Consider the following 16,258-nt stretch of genomic DNA (forward strand, 5'->3'; position numbering starts at 1 on the left):
ATTGAGTGATGAGAAAGACCCAAATCCTTATCCTACTACTATGTTGCATTGGTGTATACACCTCTGCTCAGGAATTAACATTACCCCAGCATTCCCAATACAATGCGGATAATCCCTTTCTAATATCACCTGTTTATGCTGGTATTGGAGACCATATTAAAGTGCGTTTAAACGGCTTAACGCAGTGGGTGGGTATAGAAGATGCTCCCGATACTCAAACGTTAGCTGCAGACGCTAGAATTGGAGATAGGTCTGGTATTGGTATGTTTATTTATAATGATAGTAATGGTAACACCCGTCAAAGAGGTGCAAGAGTTTCTTTTGCGCACCATTTAACCTTAGACCGTTACGAAGACGAATTTTTATCTCTAGGTATCTCTTACAACTTTAATCAATTTAGAATAGATACCGAAAATTTTAGAGCGGAGAATGGTGAATTACCAACAGATGATAGAGCAACAACCAATCATAACTTTGATGTAGGCGTACTGTATCGTATCAATAAATTCTTTGTGAGTGTTAATGCCGCTAACCTTCTGCCTAAAAATTTAGAAAATTTTAATCCTACTTTTGAGCCTAATACGCTAAGAAATTATTACGCTTATGCGGGTTACGCCTTTTCTAAAAATAAGAAAAGTAAATTAGAAGTAGAACCTTCTATTTTCTTTCAGTGGTTTGAAAGTGATGGCCGTTCTGTGACAGACCTTAATGCTAAGTTTAGATTTTTCAATTTTGAGGATTATTATTACTTAGGACTTACCTACAGATTTTTAAATGATAAAGAACAACCTTTAACCCCGTTGTATTTATCTCCTATGGCAGGTCTTAAAAAGAACAACCTTTATTTTGGATATTCTTATCAAATTTTAACCAACGAAATTTCTGGGTACAATATTGGTACACATGTAGTTACTATTGGGATGGACTTGTTCCAAGGTATTAGTAATTGTAGATGTACGTACTAAAATTGCTAGTTATCACTTAATTTTGCTCCTTATTTCTAGCTCATGGGTAAAATTAAATTGAATAACATCCGCGTACATGCTAAACATGGATGTTTACAAGAAGAAGCGATAATTGGTAGTGATTACCGTGTAGATTTAGAAGTAGCTGCAGATTTTAGTGAGGCGGCTTCTTCTGATAACTTGGCGCAAACCGTAGATTATGTACATCTAAATAATATTGTTAAAGAAGAAATGGCTATAAAATCTAAATTATTAGAACACGTAGCCAAACGTATTATAGATCGTATTTTCTCTGAAATTAAGATGGTTACAACAGCAGAAGTGGCTGTTTCTAAAATAAATCCGCCTATTGGTGGCGATGTAGAAAGTGTTACTGTTATCCTTTCTGGTAAAAACAGCTAAAATTCTTTCTTGGAAACCAAAAATTAACGTGGTACATTTGCACCTTATTATGGCGTTGTGGCCGAGTGGCTAGGCAGAGCTCTGCAAAAGCTTGTACAGCGGTTCGAATCCGCTCGACGCCTCTAAAAGCCTCCCTATTTTGGGAGGCTTTATTGTTTTATACGCTCTATACCATCTTGCACGTTAAACTGTTCTTTAGGTAAAAAACCCTTAGTTATTAGAACAATACCACAAATCATTAATACAACTCCTAGTCCTTTTTTAACCCACCTAATCCTAGCAGGGGTTAATTTCTTTTTTAACTGTTTTGCAAGTAGTATCTTAATTACATCTACCAAAAAATAAGTAACTATCATGGTAGTAAAAAAGGTGAATAGTCTATTTTCATCATTCTCCATACTAGGGCCAACAACTATGAGTACCCCCAACCAAAACACCAAAACACCAATATTTATAAAGTTCAAAAGAAAACCCTTAACCATTAAAGCCAAATAATTCCCCTTAAGTTTTTTAGACTCTTTCTTTTTAGATTCCTTTTTTACGTAGACTACAATGCCGTAAACCAGCATAATCATACCACCAAAAACATAAAGTCCAGGTTCGTTACTTAAATTTTCTAACAATTGAAAACTAGAAAAATAGGCTATAAAAATAAAAAGTACATCTGCTATTATTACCCCAATGTCCACAGCAACAGCTGCTCTAAACCCTTTGGTAGCTCCAGTTTCTAATAGAACAAAGAATACTGGCCCAATCATAAAACTTAAAAGTATGCCTAAAGGTATTGCTGCTTGTATATCTTCTAACATAGTGCTTTTTAATCCACACGCTCTATTTTACCGCCAAATACTGTTTTCTCATCCATTTTTCTAGGATTACCATAAACAGATACGGAACCACCTGCCTTTACGTTTGCTTGCACATAGTCTGTAGCATAGATAGTAGCTAAACCACCTGCATTTACAGCAATAGTGGTAAATTTACTTTTAAATAATTTGCCATTATACGTACCACCAGTATTAATGCTAATATCTTGGTTTTTGGTAAACCCTTTGACAATTACATCTCCACCCGTAACCGCTTTAACTAACAATTGGTCGGTTTGGCAATTAAGATTAATCTCACCACCTTCTTGTGCTTTTAATTCTAATAAATCTTTCACTAAAACATCATCAGACTTAATAAGCGCGTCTTCATTTACATCTATGATATTCAAATCTTCTGTATAATGCAAATCTATAAAGGTTCTATATCCACTAAACATTTTCTCTAGTTCCATTCTAATCTTAAGAACCCCATCATTATTTACAATAACAACCTTATGGGTATTAGCACCAGTTATTATGGCTTTATTTACATCTGATTTGATAAGAGTAATAGAAAGGCCATCAAAACCTTTAAGTTCTTTAAATGGCTCCAATGCCATGGTTATATCTTGATTTTGTGCCGCAGAAAATTGCATCATCAAAATAAACAGAAGAAGACTAATTATCTTTTTCATTTTTTCAATTTAGTATTGATTCTCAAATACATAAACTGTTCCAGAGCAAAAAAATTATGATTCGTGTTTACCGATTAACGAAAAGTCTAAATGTCTTTTTTCTAAATCTGTATCTTTTACCATTACAATTACCTCATCTCCAAGCTGATACATGGTTTTAAACCGTTCACCTATTATAGCATATTGGCTTTCATCAAACGTATAATAATCGTCTTTTAAATCCCGGATGCGAATCATTCCTTCACACTTGTTTTCAATGATTTCTACATAAATACCCCACTCCGTTACACCAGATATAACGCCTACAAATTCCTTATCTGCATGGTCTTGCATAAATTTAATCTGCATGTATTTTATGCTATCTCTTTCTGCATTAGCGGCTAACATTTCCATATCAGAAGAGTGTTTACACTTATCTTCATAAACTTCTTCTTTAACCGTTTTCCCTTGATCTAAGTAGTGTTGAAGCAACCTATGTACCATAACATCTGGATACCTACGTATTGGAGAAGTAAAATGCGTATAATAATCGAACGCTAAACCATAATGACCAATATTATCTGTGGTATAGATAGCTTTACTCATTGTACGTATAGCTAAAGTATCTACCAAATTTTGTTCTTTATTTCCTTTTACGTCTTGTAATAGCTGATTTAAGGAACTGTTAATTGTTTTACGGTCCTTTAAACTTATGCTATGTCCAAATCTAGAAATAACACCATTTAAAGCCATTAGCTTATCCATATCTGGCTCATCATGCACCCTATATACGAAGGTTTTCTTTGGTTTTTGCTTGCCTATATATTCTGCTACCTTTCTGTTTGCCAATAACATAAACTCTTCTATCAACTTATTGGCATCTTTAGATTCTTTAAAGTATACGCCCTCCGGATTATTATTTTCATCCAAATTAAAACGTACTTCAATTTTATCAAAAGAAATAGCGCCAGCAGACATACGAGCTGCACGCATTTGTTTAGCCAAATTATCTAAGGTTAAAACCGCGTTGACCACTTCTTCACTTACCTCATAAGCATTGCCTCTTATGGATACATTTTCTGGTATTTCTGCCGTTTTGGTCTCTATAATATGCTGTGCCTCTTCGTAAGCAAAACGCTCATTAGAATCTATAACCGTTCTTCCAAACCATTGATTAACAATTTTTGCATTCTTATCCAATTCAAATATGGCAGAGAAAGTATATTTTTCTTCGTGAGGTCTTAAAGAACAAGCATTATTAGATAAAATTTCTGGTAACATAGGTACTACGCGGTCTACCAGATAAACCGAAGTTGCTCGGTTATAGGCTTCTTCATCTAAAATGGAATCTGGTTGTACATAATGAGATACATCCGCAATATGAATCCCAATTTCAAAATTACCGTTTTCTAAAATTTCAAAAGAAAGAGCATCATCAAAATCTTTAGCGTCTTTAGGATCAATGGTAAAGGTTAAAACCTCTCTCATATCTCTACGTTTTAAGATTTCTTCGTTTTTAATGCTAGTATCTAACTGATTTGCATATTGTTCCACTTCATACGGAAACTCATACGGTAAGCCATATTCCGCTAAAATAGAATGTATTTCAGTATTATGTTCCCCAGGCATTCCTAAAATTTTGGTCACCTTACCATACGGAGAATCTGCATCTTTAGGCCAATCGCCTAATGCCACTAAAACTTTAGAACCGTCTGGAGCATCATTAATTTTATCTATTGGGATAAAAATATCAGTATACATCCTAGAATCCATGGGCCTAACAAAAGCAAAATTCTTGTTTACTTCTATAATGCCAACATATTCTTTTTTAAATCGGCTTAAAACTTTGATAATTTCACCTTCTGGCCTTTTACCTCTACGCAGTGGTCTAAGACTAACCTCAACCCTATCTCCATGAAAAGCTCCTCCAAGTTTACTATTAGGTACAAAAATGTCATCTTCTTGACCCTCTACCACTATGTAGGCGTCTCCACGCTGGGTTAAATCTACCTTGCCCTCTACAGCTATATAAGCTTCTTGTTTCTTTTTATACTTACCTCGTTCGGTTTCTACAATACGCTCTTTTTGCTTTAATTCTCCTAATCTTTTGATAAGGTCATTTCTTCCTTTTGTATCTACAATACCAAGTTTAGCTGCTATCTGTTTGTAATTAAAGCTTTTACCAGGCTGCTCTTCTAATACACTAAAGATACCTTTAGTTATCTCATTCTTTCGCTGACTTCTAGCCCTTTTTTTCTTTTTAGCCATTAAGACAAATATTTTTTGAAAAATACAAATAAATATTAGAGACCTACGTTATAATAAGACGATAAGCTAAATACCTTATCAATTATCAACAGATATATTATTTATACTTTTTTCTTTTTTGAAATTAAATTAATAATGGAGGGTATTATAGTTTGTTGAAATGTGGAATAATTATTTATGAGGTTTCTTGCTCTGAACAGAAAAAAATAGTTGTTGACAATTTATACCAGTTAATAGTAGATTAAAATCAGCCGGTTAGATTTGTTATTAACGAATCTTAATAAGTCCTTTCAACATAAATTTTAGAACAACTAAATGTATTTTTAGTGTTAATATCTGTTCATTAACGTTTAATTACTCTTGATTAAAAATTAATTAAACATTACGTAAACATCACCAAATGTTATGTATTGGAGAATAATCATTAAAAATCAAAATATTCTTCTCAGTTTTTTTCTTCAATTTCTTCACATTTTTAACATTTTTATAACCGATTGATTTTAAATAATCTACTCTTTTATCAACAGCAATTATAAACATGCTGCTTTAAAAGGTTTTGTACCTTTGCTAAGAACCCCAACTAAAGAGAACGTTATGAAAATAGCTATTGGAAATGACCACGCTGGTACAGATTATAAATTAGCCATAGTAGGTTTGTTAAAATCTAAAGGTATTGAAGTTGTAAACTATGGTACAGATAGTACAGATAGTGTAGACTACCCGGATTTTACGCACCCTGTTGCAGAAGATGTTGAAAAAGGTATTGTAGATTTTGGTATAGTGGTCTGTGGCAGTGGTAACGGTGCTGCAATGACAATTAATAAACACCAAGGTGTTCGCGGTGCACTTTGTTGGACAAAAGAAATCACAGCATTGGCAAGAGAGCATAATGATGCCAATATTCTTAGTTTGCCTGCAAGATTTGTGGCTTTACCACAAGCTTTAGAAATGGTAGAAACTTTCTTGGATACTCCTTTTGCCGGGGGTAGACACGAGAGACGTATAGATAAAATACCTTGTATTTAAAATCTTGTTTCAGAAATTATGGGTCAACCTCATAACCACACCCATAGTTATCATACCAGTGATACTAAGCTTACCATTTCTATTTTTTTAAATGTAGGTATAACTGTTGCTCAGATAATAGGAGGATTGCTATCTGGTAGTTTATCCTTATTATCAGATGCGCTCCATAATTTTAGTGATGTTATTTCTCTTATTATAAGTTTAATAGCCAATAGATTAGCACGTAAAAAATCTACTACAAATAAGACGTTTGGTTACAAACGTGCAGAAATTATAGCAGCATTTATAAATGCTGCTACATTACTTATAGTAGCAGTACTATTGATAAAGGAAGCTGTAGTTCGGTTTTTAGAACCACAACAAGTAGCGTCTGGTTTAGTAATAGGTTTATCTGCCATTGCTATAGTATTTAATGGGCTAAGTGTGCTGCTTTTAAAAAAAGATTCTAATAATAATATGAATCTAAAATCTGCTTACCTACACTTATTAACAGATATGTTAGCATCTGTTGCAGTCTTATTTGGTGGGCTTTTAATGCAGTATTACCATTGGTTTTGGGTAGACCCGTTATTAACATTGTTAATAGCACTGTATTTAATTTATGTAGGTTTTGATTTACTTAAAGAGTCTACTAACGTATTAATGCTATTTACTCCTGAATCTATTGTTGTGGATGATATTGTGGCTTGTATTACAACCATAGAGGCTATTAAAAATGTACATCATGTACATATTTGGCAATTAAATGATGATGAGGTGCATTTAGAAGCTCATTTAGATTTTAATACGGATATAAGGTTGTCCGAATTTGATGTTATTTTAAACCAAATAGAAGCGCAATTGTTCTACGAGTTTGGTATTAACCACGTTAATATACAGCCTGAGTTTGGCAAATGTGATAGTAAAAACCTTATTGTGCAAGATTGATGAATATTACAATTAAGAAATTTGATGAACTGAGTATACATCAGTTATATGCTATACTAGCCTTACGATCACAAGTTTTTGTTGTAGAACAAGATTGTGTGTATCAAGATTTAGATGGAAAGGATAAATTAGCAAGCCATATCATGGGGTTTAGTACCAATGGGCAGTTAGCGGCATATACACGGGTATTTAGTTCTGGAGATTATTTTAAAAATGCTTCTATTGGCAGAGTAGTGGTAGCATCCACACAGCGTAAATACGGTTACGGTAAAATTATTATGCAAAAAAGCATCGATTTTTTAATTGATGAATGTTCAGAAAAATTCATAGAGATATCCGCTCAAGTGTATCTACTCAAGTTTTATAACGAGCTAGGTTTTAGAGAAAGTGGTGAACAATACTTAGAAGATGGTATACCACATATTAAAATGTATTATACCATAGGTAATTAAAGGCGTATAGGCGTTTTACTGTTCAAATTTAAATCGTTTAGGATACTATCTGTGAATTTATAGTGCCCTTTGGTGGTGATGATTTTAAAGCGATTACTTTTTAACCGGCTTAATGTGTCTAAAAACAGCCATTTAGATTTTAATTGGTTTTCCTTGTCTGTTTTAAGACTAATGTCAAAAAAATACTTTCTACCATTTTTTTCTGCCACTATATCTGGCGTAATTACGGTTCCTGTATTTTTCTTTAAAAATGACTTTGGTGTGTCGTAGCCATCAACATCTGCCCTAATGTTAATAAACCCTGTGTTTTCTAAGTACTTAATGGATTTCTCTAAAAATTCTGTGTTTTTATGTTTTTGAAATTTTATCATACCCCTTAAGTTAATAAATTGCCAGAGATATGAAAATATTAGTACTTGATTAACAAGTAGTTAACAATTAAACTAAACGTTTGGCAACTTTTAGTTTTTCTAAATAACTTAGTCTAAGTATCAGATTCAGAGGTTGTTCCCACTTATTTTTCTTACTTAAATACAAATATCCTTGTGTTTTAGGTCGCAATCCTTTTATCAAATGCATACCATGTGTAGTAGGTCTTTTAATTGTTGATAAGTCTATATTTAATTGATACAGTGCGCGTAATAAAAGTCTTTTATTAACCATTGTTATTTTACAAGAAGTATAGTTATTAGGTTCGTCCTGATATATTGCAGTCACTAAAGCATAAAAATCTGTTTGTTTTTGGGAATCTAAAAACCAACCTTTTTTCGGAATGTTATTTTTAAGATAATTTAGTTCAAAAGCAAATGTGGGTAAATCATCATTTATATAATCTAGCTGTGCTTTTTCATCTATCGCAAATGTTGTCCCCTTTTTTTTGTGCATAAGCCATAAGTCTACACCTTTTAATTGGAGTTGTCTATCTTTCTCGCGCTTAAATGAGTATTGTTTTAAGTGTGTATGGTATTGTATATCTAAAAACCGTTGTAATTGTTTTTCCTTTTCTAAATCCTGTCTAAAATTACCTTGCATTATTCAACAGTTTTAAGATGCTCTAGCAGGGTTTTTCCAATTTTTTCTACAATACCAATTACTAGAGCATTACCCATAAAAAAAGCACGTTTAGCATCTGTTATACCTTTTAGTTTAGTATGATTATCCGGAAACATATTTAAACGTTCTAACTCTATTGGTGTTAGTCTTCTTAAACCTTTAGTGGTCTGTATTACGTGTTTAAATCTAGAAGCCGCTGCGCCACCTTCACCTGTTATAATGGTTCTACTAGGCTTGTCTAATGCATCCGGAAAGGTCATGTTCCCTTCAGTATATTGGTAACTAAAACCTGCTTTTGTTCTTCTTGTTTCTTTTTTAGCTCCTTTTAGATAATTCCATTTTTGTAGTTGCGTTTCTGGAATATAAAATTCTTGGGAAACATCATCTTCATTTTGTAAAATATCTTGTAATAGGCTATAGGGTCCCTTGTAATTTGGAGAAACATTAGCGGTACATACATGGTGATTAAAACATATACCTGCATTCTTAAAGGGAGATAACTTACCATCTAGATTAAATTGCTCAGACAAGCGTACTAAATCATTTTCTAATTTAAAATTTTGATAGTTAATCTCTTTTGTATGTATAGGGAAAGATTTTGCTAATATACCATGCTTAGAAAGCCAAACGGTACTATTTTGTTTTTCTAATTGTTTGTAAATGGAGGATTCTTTGTGAATTCCCACAAAAAAAACGCGCCTTCGGCGCTGTGGCATTCCGTATTCTGCTGCATTAATTACACGCCATTCTACGGCATAGCCAAGATTGGATAAACCAGAAAGCATTACTGCAAAATCTCTACCACGTTGTTTTACGGGTGATTTTAAAAGACGGTCTACATTTTCTAGAATTAAAAATTGCGGCTTTTTTACCTTTTCTTCTAAAATACGGTAGATAGACCACCAGAGCACCCCCTTTTTACCCAATAATCCTTTAGAACTTTTTAAGGTTGATGCTACAGAATAGTCTTGGCAAGGAAAGCCACCAACCAATACATCATGGTCTGGAATAGTAGTAGTAGCAACGGTTTCAATATCTTGGTTAGAATGTTTTGTATGCCTAAATTTAGTTTTATAGACCTCAGAAGCATGCTGTAATTTAGTAGCAGGTTCCCATTGGTTGCTCCAAATAACTTCAAAACCATTAGTGGCTTCTAAACCTAATCTAAAACCACCCACACCAGCAAATAACTCGCATACCTTTAACTTACGCATGCCGTAAATATAAGAACTGTTAATTAAGTTTAAAGTAAGTTAATATGCAGGTGATTATTAACGCAGGTATTTATCAACTAAACCTTCTACCGCTTTCTTATCCATAGGTTTAGCTAAGATGTAGTCTACCATCTCATATTTTTCTAATAAATCTTTATCGTTATGAGATAGGCTAGTAGTGAGTAGAATTATACGTGCTTGTTGTTTTTCTGGTCTACTAATTTGTCTATAAGCATCTAAAAACTCCCACACGTCCATAGTGGGCATATTAATATCAGAAATCACCAAATTAGGAAAAACTTCATCTGGATTATTAAGATAGTCTAAGGCGCTCTGCCCGGTTAAAAAAGTGACTACCTCTTTAGCAGCATTAGCTTGTTGTATAAATTTGGTATGGATAAAATTGGTTGCCTTATTATCATCCAATAATAATATCTTATCAAACATAAAATCTACATCTAATACGTTTTAATAGTATTTTTAAGAATAGTTACAAAAGTGTTATCTACCTATCGGTTTATCAAATTTATGGAAAATACGGGGGGTTATGCTTCCATAAGTGTAAAATAAAATGTGCTTCCTTGGCCAAATTTAGAGGTTACCCAAATAGAACCGTCATGAGATTCTACAATTTTTTTGCATTGACTTAACCCTATGCCTGTGCCTTCAAATTCTTCTTTACTATTTAATCTTTTAAAAATTTGAAAAACTTGATCTACTTTTTCTTCTGGTATGCCAATACCGTTGTCCTTAATTGCTATTTCTATCATACCCTTGGTTCGCCTAGATGTAATATCTATAAAAGGGTTTTCTTCTTTTTTTCTAAATTTTAAAGCGTTGCCAATTAGATTAAGAAAAAGTGAATGTAATTCTACTGTGTTACCTACTACTTTAGGTAATCTTTTAAAATTTATAGTAGCACTTTGTGTTTGTATTCTTGTTTTTAAATCTTTAAAAACATCTGCAATTACGTGATTAAGGTCTACCGTAGTTTTGGCACTATCTCTCCCAACACGGGAATATTCTAATAAGCCTTTAATTAAAGCATTCATACGGTTACAAGAGTTATTGATAAACTCTAAATAGCTTAAACCTTCTACACCAATTTTTTTACCATACTCTTCTTCAAAAAGCGCAATAAAATCGCGAATGGTACGTAAAGGTTCTTGTAGGTCATGACTAGCCAAATAGGCAAATCGTTCTAAATCTTCATTGCTCTTGAGTAAATTCTTAAGATGTGTTATGTCTATATGGCTACCAACCATACGTACAGGAGAACCATCTTCTGCCCATTCTATTACTTTACCTCTACATAACACCCAAACAATTGAACCATTTTTATGGTAATACCTAACTTCATTGTCATAGGGTATTTCACCTTTACTTTCTACATGGGCGTTAAATACATTAAAAACTCCTGGTAAATCGTCTGGATGAATAATTTTTTGCCATGCTTCTGGTGTATTCTCCATCTCATGGTCTTCATAACCAAACATTTTTTTAAAAGAAGGACTTAAATATTCTGTGTTTTCTAAGATGTTCCAATCCCAATACCCAGCCATTGTGTTTTCCAGGACTTGTTCAAAAATTTGGCTTTTATTAGTTAACTCCTCTTCTAACTGGGGTACTTTTACGCTATCTGTAATATCTATTTCTGTACCAATCATTTTTAAGGGCTCTCCCTCATCAGACCACTCAATAACTTTACCTCTGGTGTAGATATGTGTATAATTACCTTGTGCATTTTTAAAGCGTTGAACTACCTCAAAAGGGCTTTTTCCTTTGGTATAGAAATGTTTTTTTAATAGGGCATCTACTTTAATCTTATCTTGCGGGTGCATAAGAGAAAACCAAGTTTCTACGGTATCTTCTACTTCACTTTCTTTATAGCCCAATGTTTCATGGATAGATTTATTCCGCGTATGATTCTGTTTTAAATCCCATGTCCAGAAGCTATCTGCACATTGTTCAAATGCAAAAAGTTGCTCACTAAGTTTTTTATCCGCTAAAATTTCTTTGGTAATGTCTCGTAAACTTAAGACTATAAATTCTGGTTTATCTGTGTGGCTAGAAATAGTAAATGCATTAACAGATATGTATCTATAGTCACCAGTTTCTTGGTCTTTAATCTTATGCCGAATATCTTGATAAGTACCACCTGCTAAAAGCGTAGAAAGGTGTTTTTTGTATAGACGGTAAGCTTCTACACTAATAATCGACTTAAATTTTTTACCAACCAGTTGGCTTTTACTGGTCTTGCGCCGTAAATGGACAAAGTTTCGGTTGCAATCTAAGACAATCCCATCTAGGCTAATAGCCACTATGGCGTCTAAAGAAGTTTCAAAAAAAGTTTTGAAAATTCTGTAAGATTGGGACTTGTCGGCGCTATTAAATACACCTCTACTATTTCCATTTATGGATACGTTGCTCAATTTTCTGATACTATCCATACTACTGTAAACATTGGTTCAGTCTGTCTGCAGAGTAAATATAGTAAAATTCTTACAAAAAATCGCAAAACATATTGATAATCAGATAATCATCTTTAATTATTAAGGATATTCTTGTACTTGTTTGTATCTGATAATAAAACAGTTGCAGTTTGTATGGCTTCATCATGTTCTAAATTATAATTGTAAAGCCCTTTTCTATAGAAATATCTAGGAATCAATTCTTCTGTAATTTTCTTTTTAATTACCGCCTCATAGGTATCTAAAGCTTTGAATTTAGATGTATTGATGGTGCCCAATAATTCTTTATACTTTTCTTGAACTTCTTTACCCAATAGCTTGTTTTCTTCTGCTATACGTTGCTCTAAAATTACCTCTGTTTTGGTTTTAAAACTGAAATCTGCTTGGGTAGCAAAAGTCTTAAATGCAGCATAATCCTTTGCTGTAAAATTAAAATCAGCTATAGAACCCAGCGGATTTTTGTAATAATAATCGGTAGCAAAATCAAAAATAACGTTCCCAGCATCTAGAGCATCTACAAGTGTGTTGCTATTAAGCGCTGCTATTTGTACATCTGGTAAAACACCGCCACCATCTTCTACGGTACGTCCATTACGGGTTTTAAATTCATTAAATTGGGTGTTCCGCACAGCTTTGCCATTCTCATCTCTGTTCCAATAATCTAGAGATTGTATACACCTACCAGAAGGTGTGTAATATCTAGAAATAGTAACTTTTAATTGTGTTCCATAAGTTAATTTTAAAGGACGCTGTACTAGGCCCTTTCCAAAACTACGTGCTCCTACAACCACAGCTCTATCCAAATCTTGTAGGCCACCGGATACTATTTCACTAGCAGACGCGCTTCTGCCATTAATCAATACTACCAGAGGAATTTCTGTATCTAGCGGCTTATTTTTGGTTTTATATTCTTGGTTAAACTTTTTTACTTTGGATTTTGTAGTAACTATCAATTCTCCTTTAGGAACAAAAAGATTGGTAACGTTAATAGCTTCTGATAGTAAACCTCCTGGATTTCCTCTTAAATCTAAAATTAATTGCGTAGCCCCTTTACCCTTTAAATCAATAATAGCTGCTTGTGTTTGGCTGGAAGCTTTTCTATTAAAGCGAGATAAAACGATGTACCCTGTTTTATCATCTACCATGGCATAAAACGGAACAGCATCTACTTCTACACCTGCTCTTTTAATTTTTGTAGTCTGTGTTTTACCTTGTCTTTTAAATTGTATTTCAATTTCCGATTCGTTGGCTCCTTTTAATAATTCGCTAGCATTATCATCAAATTCGGATACTTTAATATCTCCTATTTGAATAATTTCATCTCCAGCTTTTAAACCAGCCAAATCAGCCGGATAGCCCTCATAAGGCTCTACAATGAGTAAACGGTCTTTATAGGAACGTACCAAAGCTCCTATACCTGAATATTCCCCAGCATTAGAAATCTTATAATCCTCAACATCTTGTTCATTTAAAAACTTGGTGTAAGGGTCCAAATCATCTAGCATATGTTTTATAGCAGTATCCATGAGTTTTGCTGGGTTGGTCTCGTCCACATAATTCATGTTCAACTCCTTAAATAAGGTGGTAAAGATTTCTATCTGTTTGGCTATCTCGAAAAAATCGCTCTTATAACTACTCCCTACAACTAAAAATGCTAGGGCGATGACAGGCACAAGAATTCTTTTTTTATACAGTTTTCTCATCGAAGATTTTTTTATGGAATTTGCTAAAGAGTTTACCCATTTGGCTTTGTATCTGCACATAGGTAGGCATTTCTTTACCAAGGTATAAAATGGCGAACGCAAAATCCTGATTTATGTTGTTAAAAATGGTGGTTTTCTGTTGCCTATAGCTCTCTCTAAGTAACCGTTTAACACGGTTACGGTCTACCGCTTTTTTAAACTTTTTCTTGGGTGCAACTACCATAATCTTAGAACAAGAATCAGGAGTGTTTGGTAATGGAAGGTAAATAAGCTTAAGTGGGAATTGATTTATACTTTTACCTTCTATAAAAAGTTGGTCTATAACCAGCTTACTTTTTAAACGTTCTCTTTTTGTTAATCGCTCTTCCATTGCTGTAAAAGTAAAAAATCCGCTAAGGCAAAACCTAGCGGATTTTTAAGGACCTAACTTTTTTAGTTTAGTTGGCTTGCCAAACGTTGTTTTCTCTATCTATATCTGCCATTAATTGGGATGGATCTATAGAAAGACCTATCACCTGGTCGTAGGGTTTATCTATAATCAATTCATAGGTTGGGAAAGCCCAAGCCCAATCTTTAGCAACCGTTCTATCTAAATTTGGATATGGATTGTCTTTTTCACCACGCATCATTTGCAAAGGAATGTATACAGTTTCTTGTTTGCCCTCTGCGTCTACCACAAGAATGTCTATAGGCATAGGCATTAAACCAATTCGTTCTAAAATCACTTTAGTTTTGCGACCCTCTGGTTTAACTTCTTTGATAGCATAATCTATTGTATTTGTTGTTTGAGTCCAATCTGTAAGATACCAATCTAACTCCATACCAGATACCTTTTCTGCTGTACGTTTAATGTCATTAGGGACAGGGTGTTTAAACTTAAAGTCTTCAAAATATTTTTGTAATGTTTCCATAAGCTTATCTTGCCCAATTACATAGCCTAATTGTGATAAGAATACAGAGCCTTTACTATAGGCAGCAATACCATAAGCAAAATTTAAGTGGTAACGGTCTGCATGCGTAGTTTGCGGTTGTTCTTTACCAGACTTTACAAGAGCGTAATACCCTTTGTAAGAGCCCTCAAAAGGGTTTTCTTTGTTTTGCTCCATAATCTGGTTCATACACAAACTGCTAATAAAGGAGGTAAACCCTTCGTCCATCCAAGAATGTTTAGACTCGTTAGTGGCTAAAATATGTTGGAACCACGAGTGCGCCATTTCATGAACCATTACACCAACTAGGCTACCAAAGCTTCTTTCTCCCGTAATCAAAGTACTCATGGCATATTCCATACCGCCATCACCACCTTGGATTACAGAGTATTGTTCATAAGGATATTTTCCTACGTTTTTGCTAAAGAACTCCATTGCTGCAACGGTTTTTGGCTGTAGGTCTTTCCAATTTTTTTGTAATTCTGGTTTGTTTTTATATAAAAAATGTAGAGTTGGGCCATTTTCCATAGGAACAACATCATGTACATATTCTGGATCAGCTGCCCACATAAAATCGTGAACCATTGGAGCTTTAAAGTGCCATGTTAGTGTTTTTCCTTTGGTTTTTACTTTAGTTCCAGGGGTTTCGTAACCGTGACCTACCTCATCTGGATTTTGTAAATAACCTGTACCCCCAACAGTATACTTTTTATCGAGCGTAAGTTTTACATCAAAATCTCCCCAAACCCCATGAAATTCTCTTGCGATGTAGGGATTAGGATGCCACCCTTCAAAATCATACTCTGATAATTTTGGATACCATTGACTCATGCTTAAAGCAACACCTTCTGCACTATTTCTACCAGAACGTCTTATTTGTAAAGGCACTTGCCCTTTAAATTCCATCTCTAGGGTAGTTTTAGCACCTGGAGCAATAGGCTTAGCTAAATCTACTACTAAGATGGTTCCCTCCTCATTAAACGTAACATTTACACCATCTTGGGTAAGGGTTGTTGTATGCAAATAACCAATTTCACTAGGTGATAGATTGGTTATTCTACTAGTACCATCATCATTCAACATTCTTTTATCTCCGTCTTTAATGGTGCTCAATCTGGCATCCATTTCACTATCTGGCTGAAAAGCATTGAAATATAGATGGTAATACACTCGATTTAATTGGTCTGGAGAATTATTGGTATATACCAATTTTTGTGTACCCGTATATTGGTAGGTTTCTACATCCATCTGTACGTCCATGGTGTAATCCACATGTTGTTGCCAATATTCCGTGTTGTTTTGGGCGATAAGTAGAGAAGATAGCCCACAAACCATTAAAAATGTTAATTTCTTAATTAGATTGATCAT

At 34.0% G+C, this 16,258-nt stretch carries 16 protein-coding genes and 1 tRNA gene; 6 read left to right on the plus strand and 11 right to left on the minus strand.

Going from position 1 to position 16,258, the window contains the following annotated elements:
- The first annotated feature begins 8 nt into the window (after positions 1-8).
- The 3 genes from FBT53_RS06235 to FBT53_RS06245 all read left to right on the plus strand — a co-directional run bounded on the left by FBT53_RS06235 (position 9) and on the right by FBT53_RS06245 (position 1,489).
- Positions 9-965, plus strand: coding sequence for a type IX secretion system membrane protein PorP/SprF (locus tag FBT53_RS06235; protein ID WP_136950305.1), 957 nt, complete (start codon positions 9-11; stop codon positions 963-965).
- 42 nt (positions 966-1,007) lie between these two features.
- A complete protein-coding gene (gene folB / locus FBT53_RS06240) occupies positions 1,008-1,367 on the plus strand; it encodes a dihydroneopterin aldolase (protein ID WP_136950306.1) in 360 nt (119 codons plus the stop codon).
- A 51-nt stretch (positions 1,368-1,418) separates the two neighbouring features.
- Positions 1,419-1,489 (plus strand) — tRNA-Cys (locus FBT53_RS06245).
- A 27-nt stretch (positions 1,490-1,516) separates the two neighbouring features.
- Here FBT53_RS06245 and FBT53_RS06250 read toward each other — a convergent pair.
- From FBT53_RS06250 to rnr, 3 genes are read right to left on the minus strand one after another with little or no spacing between them, the layout of a single operon-like run.
- A complete protein-coding gene (locus FBT53_RS06250) occupies positions 1,517-2,176 on the minus strand; it encodes a LysE family translocator (protein ID WP_136950307.1) in 660 nt (219 codons plus the stop codon).
- Between the two features lie 8 nt (positions 2,177-2,184).
- Positions 2,185-2,868, minus strand: a complete 684-nt coding sequence (locus tag FBT53_RS06255) for a head GIN domain-containing protein (RefSeq protein ID WP_136950308.1) — start codon at positions 2,866-2,868, stop codon at positions 2,185-2,187.
- Positions 2,869-2,922: 54 nt separating this feature from the next.
- Positions 2,923-5,115 (minus strand): ribonuclease R, encoded by a 2,193-nt coding sequence (rnr, locus tag FBT53_RS06260; RefSeq protein ID WP_136950309.1) that lies wholly within the window; start codon positions 5,113-5,115, stop codon positions 2,923-2,925.
- Positions 5,116-5,709: 594 nt separating this feature from the next.
- Between rnr and FBT53_RS06265 the strand changes: the two genes are divergently transcribed.
- Genes FBT53_RS06265 through FBT53_RS06275 form a run of 3 tightly spaced genes read left to right on the plus strand, consistent with a single transcriptional unit; the run spans position 5,710 to position 7,520 of the window.
- Positions 5,710-6,141 (plus strand): RpiB/LacA/LacB family sugar-phosphate isomerase, encoded by a 432-nt coding sequence (locus FBT53_RS06265; RefSeq protein WP_136950310.1) that lies wholly within the window; start codon positions 5,710-5,712, stop codon positions 6,139-6,141.
- Between the two features lie 18 nt (positions 6,142-6,159).
- Positions 6,160-7,068: a cation diffusion facilitator family transporter gene (locus FBT53_RS06270; protein WP_136950311.1), complete on the plus strand. Its 909-nt coding sequence runs from the start codon at positions 6,160-6,162 to the stop codon at positions 7,066-7,068.
- Positions 7,068-7,520: a GNAT family N-acetyltransferase gene (locus FBT53_RS06275; protein ID WP_136950312.1), complete on the plus strand. Its 453-nt coding sequence runs from the start codon at positions 7,068-7,070 to the stop codon at positions 7,518-7,520. The genes FBT53_RS06270 and FBT53_RS06275 overlap by 1 nt, the downstream gene beginning before the upstream one ends.
- Here the strand turns inward: FBT53_RS06275 and FBT53_RS06280 are convergent.
- From FBT53_RS06280 to FBT53_RS06315, 8 genes are all read right to left on the minus strand, one after another.
- Complete coding sequence (locus tag FBT53_RS06280) at positions 7,517-7,891, minus strand: hypothetical protein (RefSeq protein WP_136950313.1); 375 nt, start codon at positions 7,889-7,891, stop codon at positions 7,517-7,519. The genes FBT53_RS06275 and FBT53_RS06280 overlap by 4 nt on opposite strands.
- Positions 7,892-7,958: 67 nt before the next feature.
- Entirely contained in the window at positions 7,959-8,552 is a 594-nt protein-coding gene (locus FBT53_RS06285) for a hypothetical protein (protein WP_136950314.1), read from the minus strand.
- Positions 8,552-9,787, minus strand: coding sequence for a DNA (cytosine-5-)-methyltransferase (dcm, locus tag FBT53_RS06290; protein ID WP_136950315.1), 1,236 nt, complete (start codon positions 9,785-9,787; stop codon positions 8,552-8,554). Before dcm ends, FBT53_RS06285 begins: the two co-directional genes overlap by 1 nt.
- A gap of 57 nt (positions 9,788-9,844) precedes the next feature.
- Entirely contained in the window at positions 9,845-10,234 is a 390-nt protein-coding gene (locus FBT53_RS06295; RefSeq protein ID WP_136950316.1) for a response regulator, read from the minus strand.
- Between the two features lie 98 nt (positions 10,235-10,332).
- Positions 10,333-12,237 carry a PAS domain-containing protein gene (locus FBT53_RS06300; RefSeq protein ID WP_136950317.1) on the minus strand — a complete coding sequence of 635 codons (1,905 nt, stop codon included), beginning with the start codon at positions 12,235-12,237 and terminating at the stop codon, positions 10,333-10,335.
- Positions 12,238-12,332: 95 nt separating this feature from the next.
- Positions 12,333-13,961: a S41 family peptidase gene (locus FBT53_RS06305; RefSeq protein ID WP_136950318.1), complete on the minus strand. Its 1,629-nt coding sequence runs from the start codon at positions 13,959-13,961 to the stop codon at positions 12,333-12,335.
- On the minus strand, positions 13,945-14,331 hold the full coding sequence (gene rnpA / locus FBT53_RS06310) for a ribonuclease P protein component (protein WP_136950319.1): 387 nt from the start codon (positions 14,329-14,331) through the stop codon (positions 13,945-13,947). The genes FBT53_RS06305 and rnpA overlap by 17 nt, the downstream gene beginning before the upstream one ends.
- Positions 14,332-14,398: 67 nt before the next feature.
- Positions 14,399-16,258, minus strand: a complete 1,860-nt coding sequence (locus FBT53_RS06315; protein WP_136950320.1) for a M1 family metallopeptidase — start codon at positions 16,256-16,258, stop codon at positions 14,399-14,401.

This window comes from Flavobacterium sp. ASW18X (assembly GCF_005144745.1).
Classification (GTDB): Bacteria; Bacteroidota; Bacteroidia; order Flavobacteriales; family Flavobacteriaceae; genus Croceivirga.

Coding starts and splice junctions, on each gene's coding strand:
- FBT53_RS06255 (WP_136950308.1), bottom strand. CDS start 2,868: ATGAAAAAGATAATTAGTCTTCTTCTGTTTATTTTGATGATGCAATTT.
- folB (WP_136950306.1), top strand. CDS start 1,008: ATGGGTAAAATTAAATTGAATAACATCCGCGTACATGCTAAACATGGA.
- FBT53_RS06275 (WP_136950312.1), top strand. CDS start 7,068: ATGAATATTACAATTAAGAAATTTGATGAACTGAGTATACATCAGTTA.
- FBT53_RS06250 (WP_136950307.1), bottom strand. CDS start 2,176: ATGTTAGAAGATATACAAGCAGCAATACCTTTAGGCATACTTTTAAGT.
- dcm (WP_136950315.1), bottom strand. CDS start 9,787: ATGCGTAAGTTAAAGGTATGCGAGTTATTTGCTGGTGTGGGTGGTTTT.
- FBT53_RS06285 (WP_136950314.1), bottom strand. CDS start 8,552: ATGCAAGGTAATTTTAGACAGGATTTAGAAAAGGAAAAACAATTACAA.
- rnpA (WP_136950319.1), bottom strand. CDS start 14,331: ATGGAAGAGCGATTAACAAAAAGAGAACGTTTAAAAAGTAAGCTGGTT.
- rnr (WP_136950309.1), bottom strand. CDS start 5,115: ATGGCTAAAAAGAAAAAAAGGGCTAGAAGTCAGCGAAAGAATGAGATA.
- FBT53_RS06270 (WP_136950311.1), top strand. CDS start 6,160: ATGGGTCAACCTCATAACCACACCCATAGTTATCATACCAGTGATACT.
- FBT53_RS06265 (WP_136950310.1), top strand. CDS start 5,710: ATGAAAATAGCTATTGGAAATGACCACGCTGGTACAGATTATAAATTA.
- FBT53_RS06305 (WP_136950318.1), bottom strand. CDS start 13,961: ATGAGAAAACTGTATAAAAAAAGAATTCTTGTGCCTGTCATCGCCCTA.
- FBT53_RS06235 (WP_136950305.1), top strand. CDS start 9: ATGAGAAAGACCCAAATCCTTATCCTACTACTATGTTGCATTGGTGTA.
- FBT53_RS06295 (WP_136950316.1), bottom strand. CDS start 10,234: ATGTTTGATAAGATATTATTATTGGATGATAATAAGGCAACCAATTTT.
- FBT53_RS06280 (WP_136950313.1), bottom strand. CDS start 7,891: ATGATAAAATTTCAAAAACATAAAAACACAGAATTTTTAGAGAAATCC.
- FBT53_RS06300 (WP_136950317.1), bottom strand. CDS start 12,237: ATGGATAGTATCAGAAAATTGAGCAACGTATCCATAAATGGAAATAGT.
- FBT53_RS06315 (WP_136950320.1), bottom strand. CDS start 16,258: ATGATCAATCTAATTAAGAAATTAACATTTTTAATGGTTTGTGGGCTA.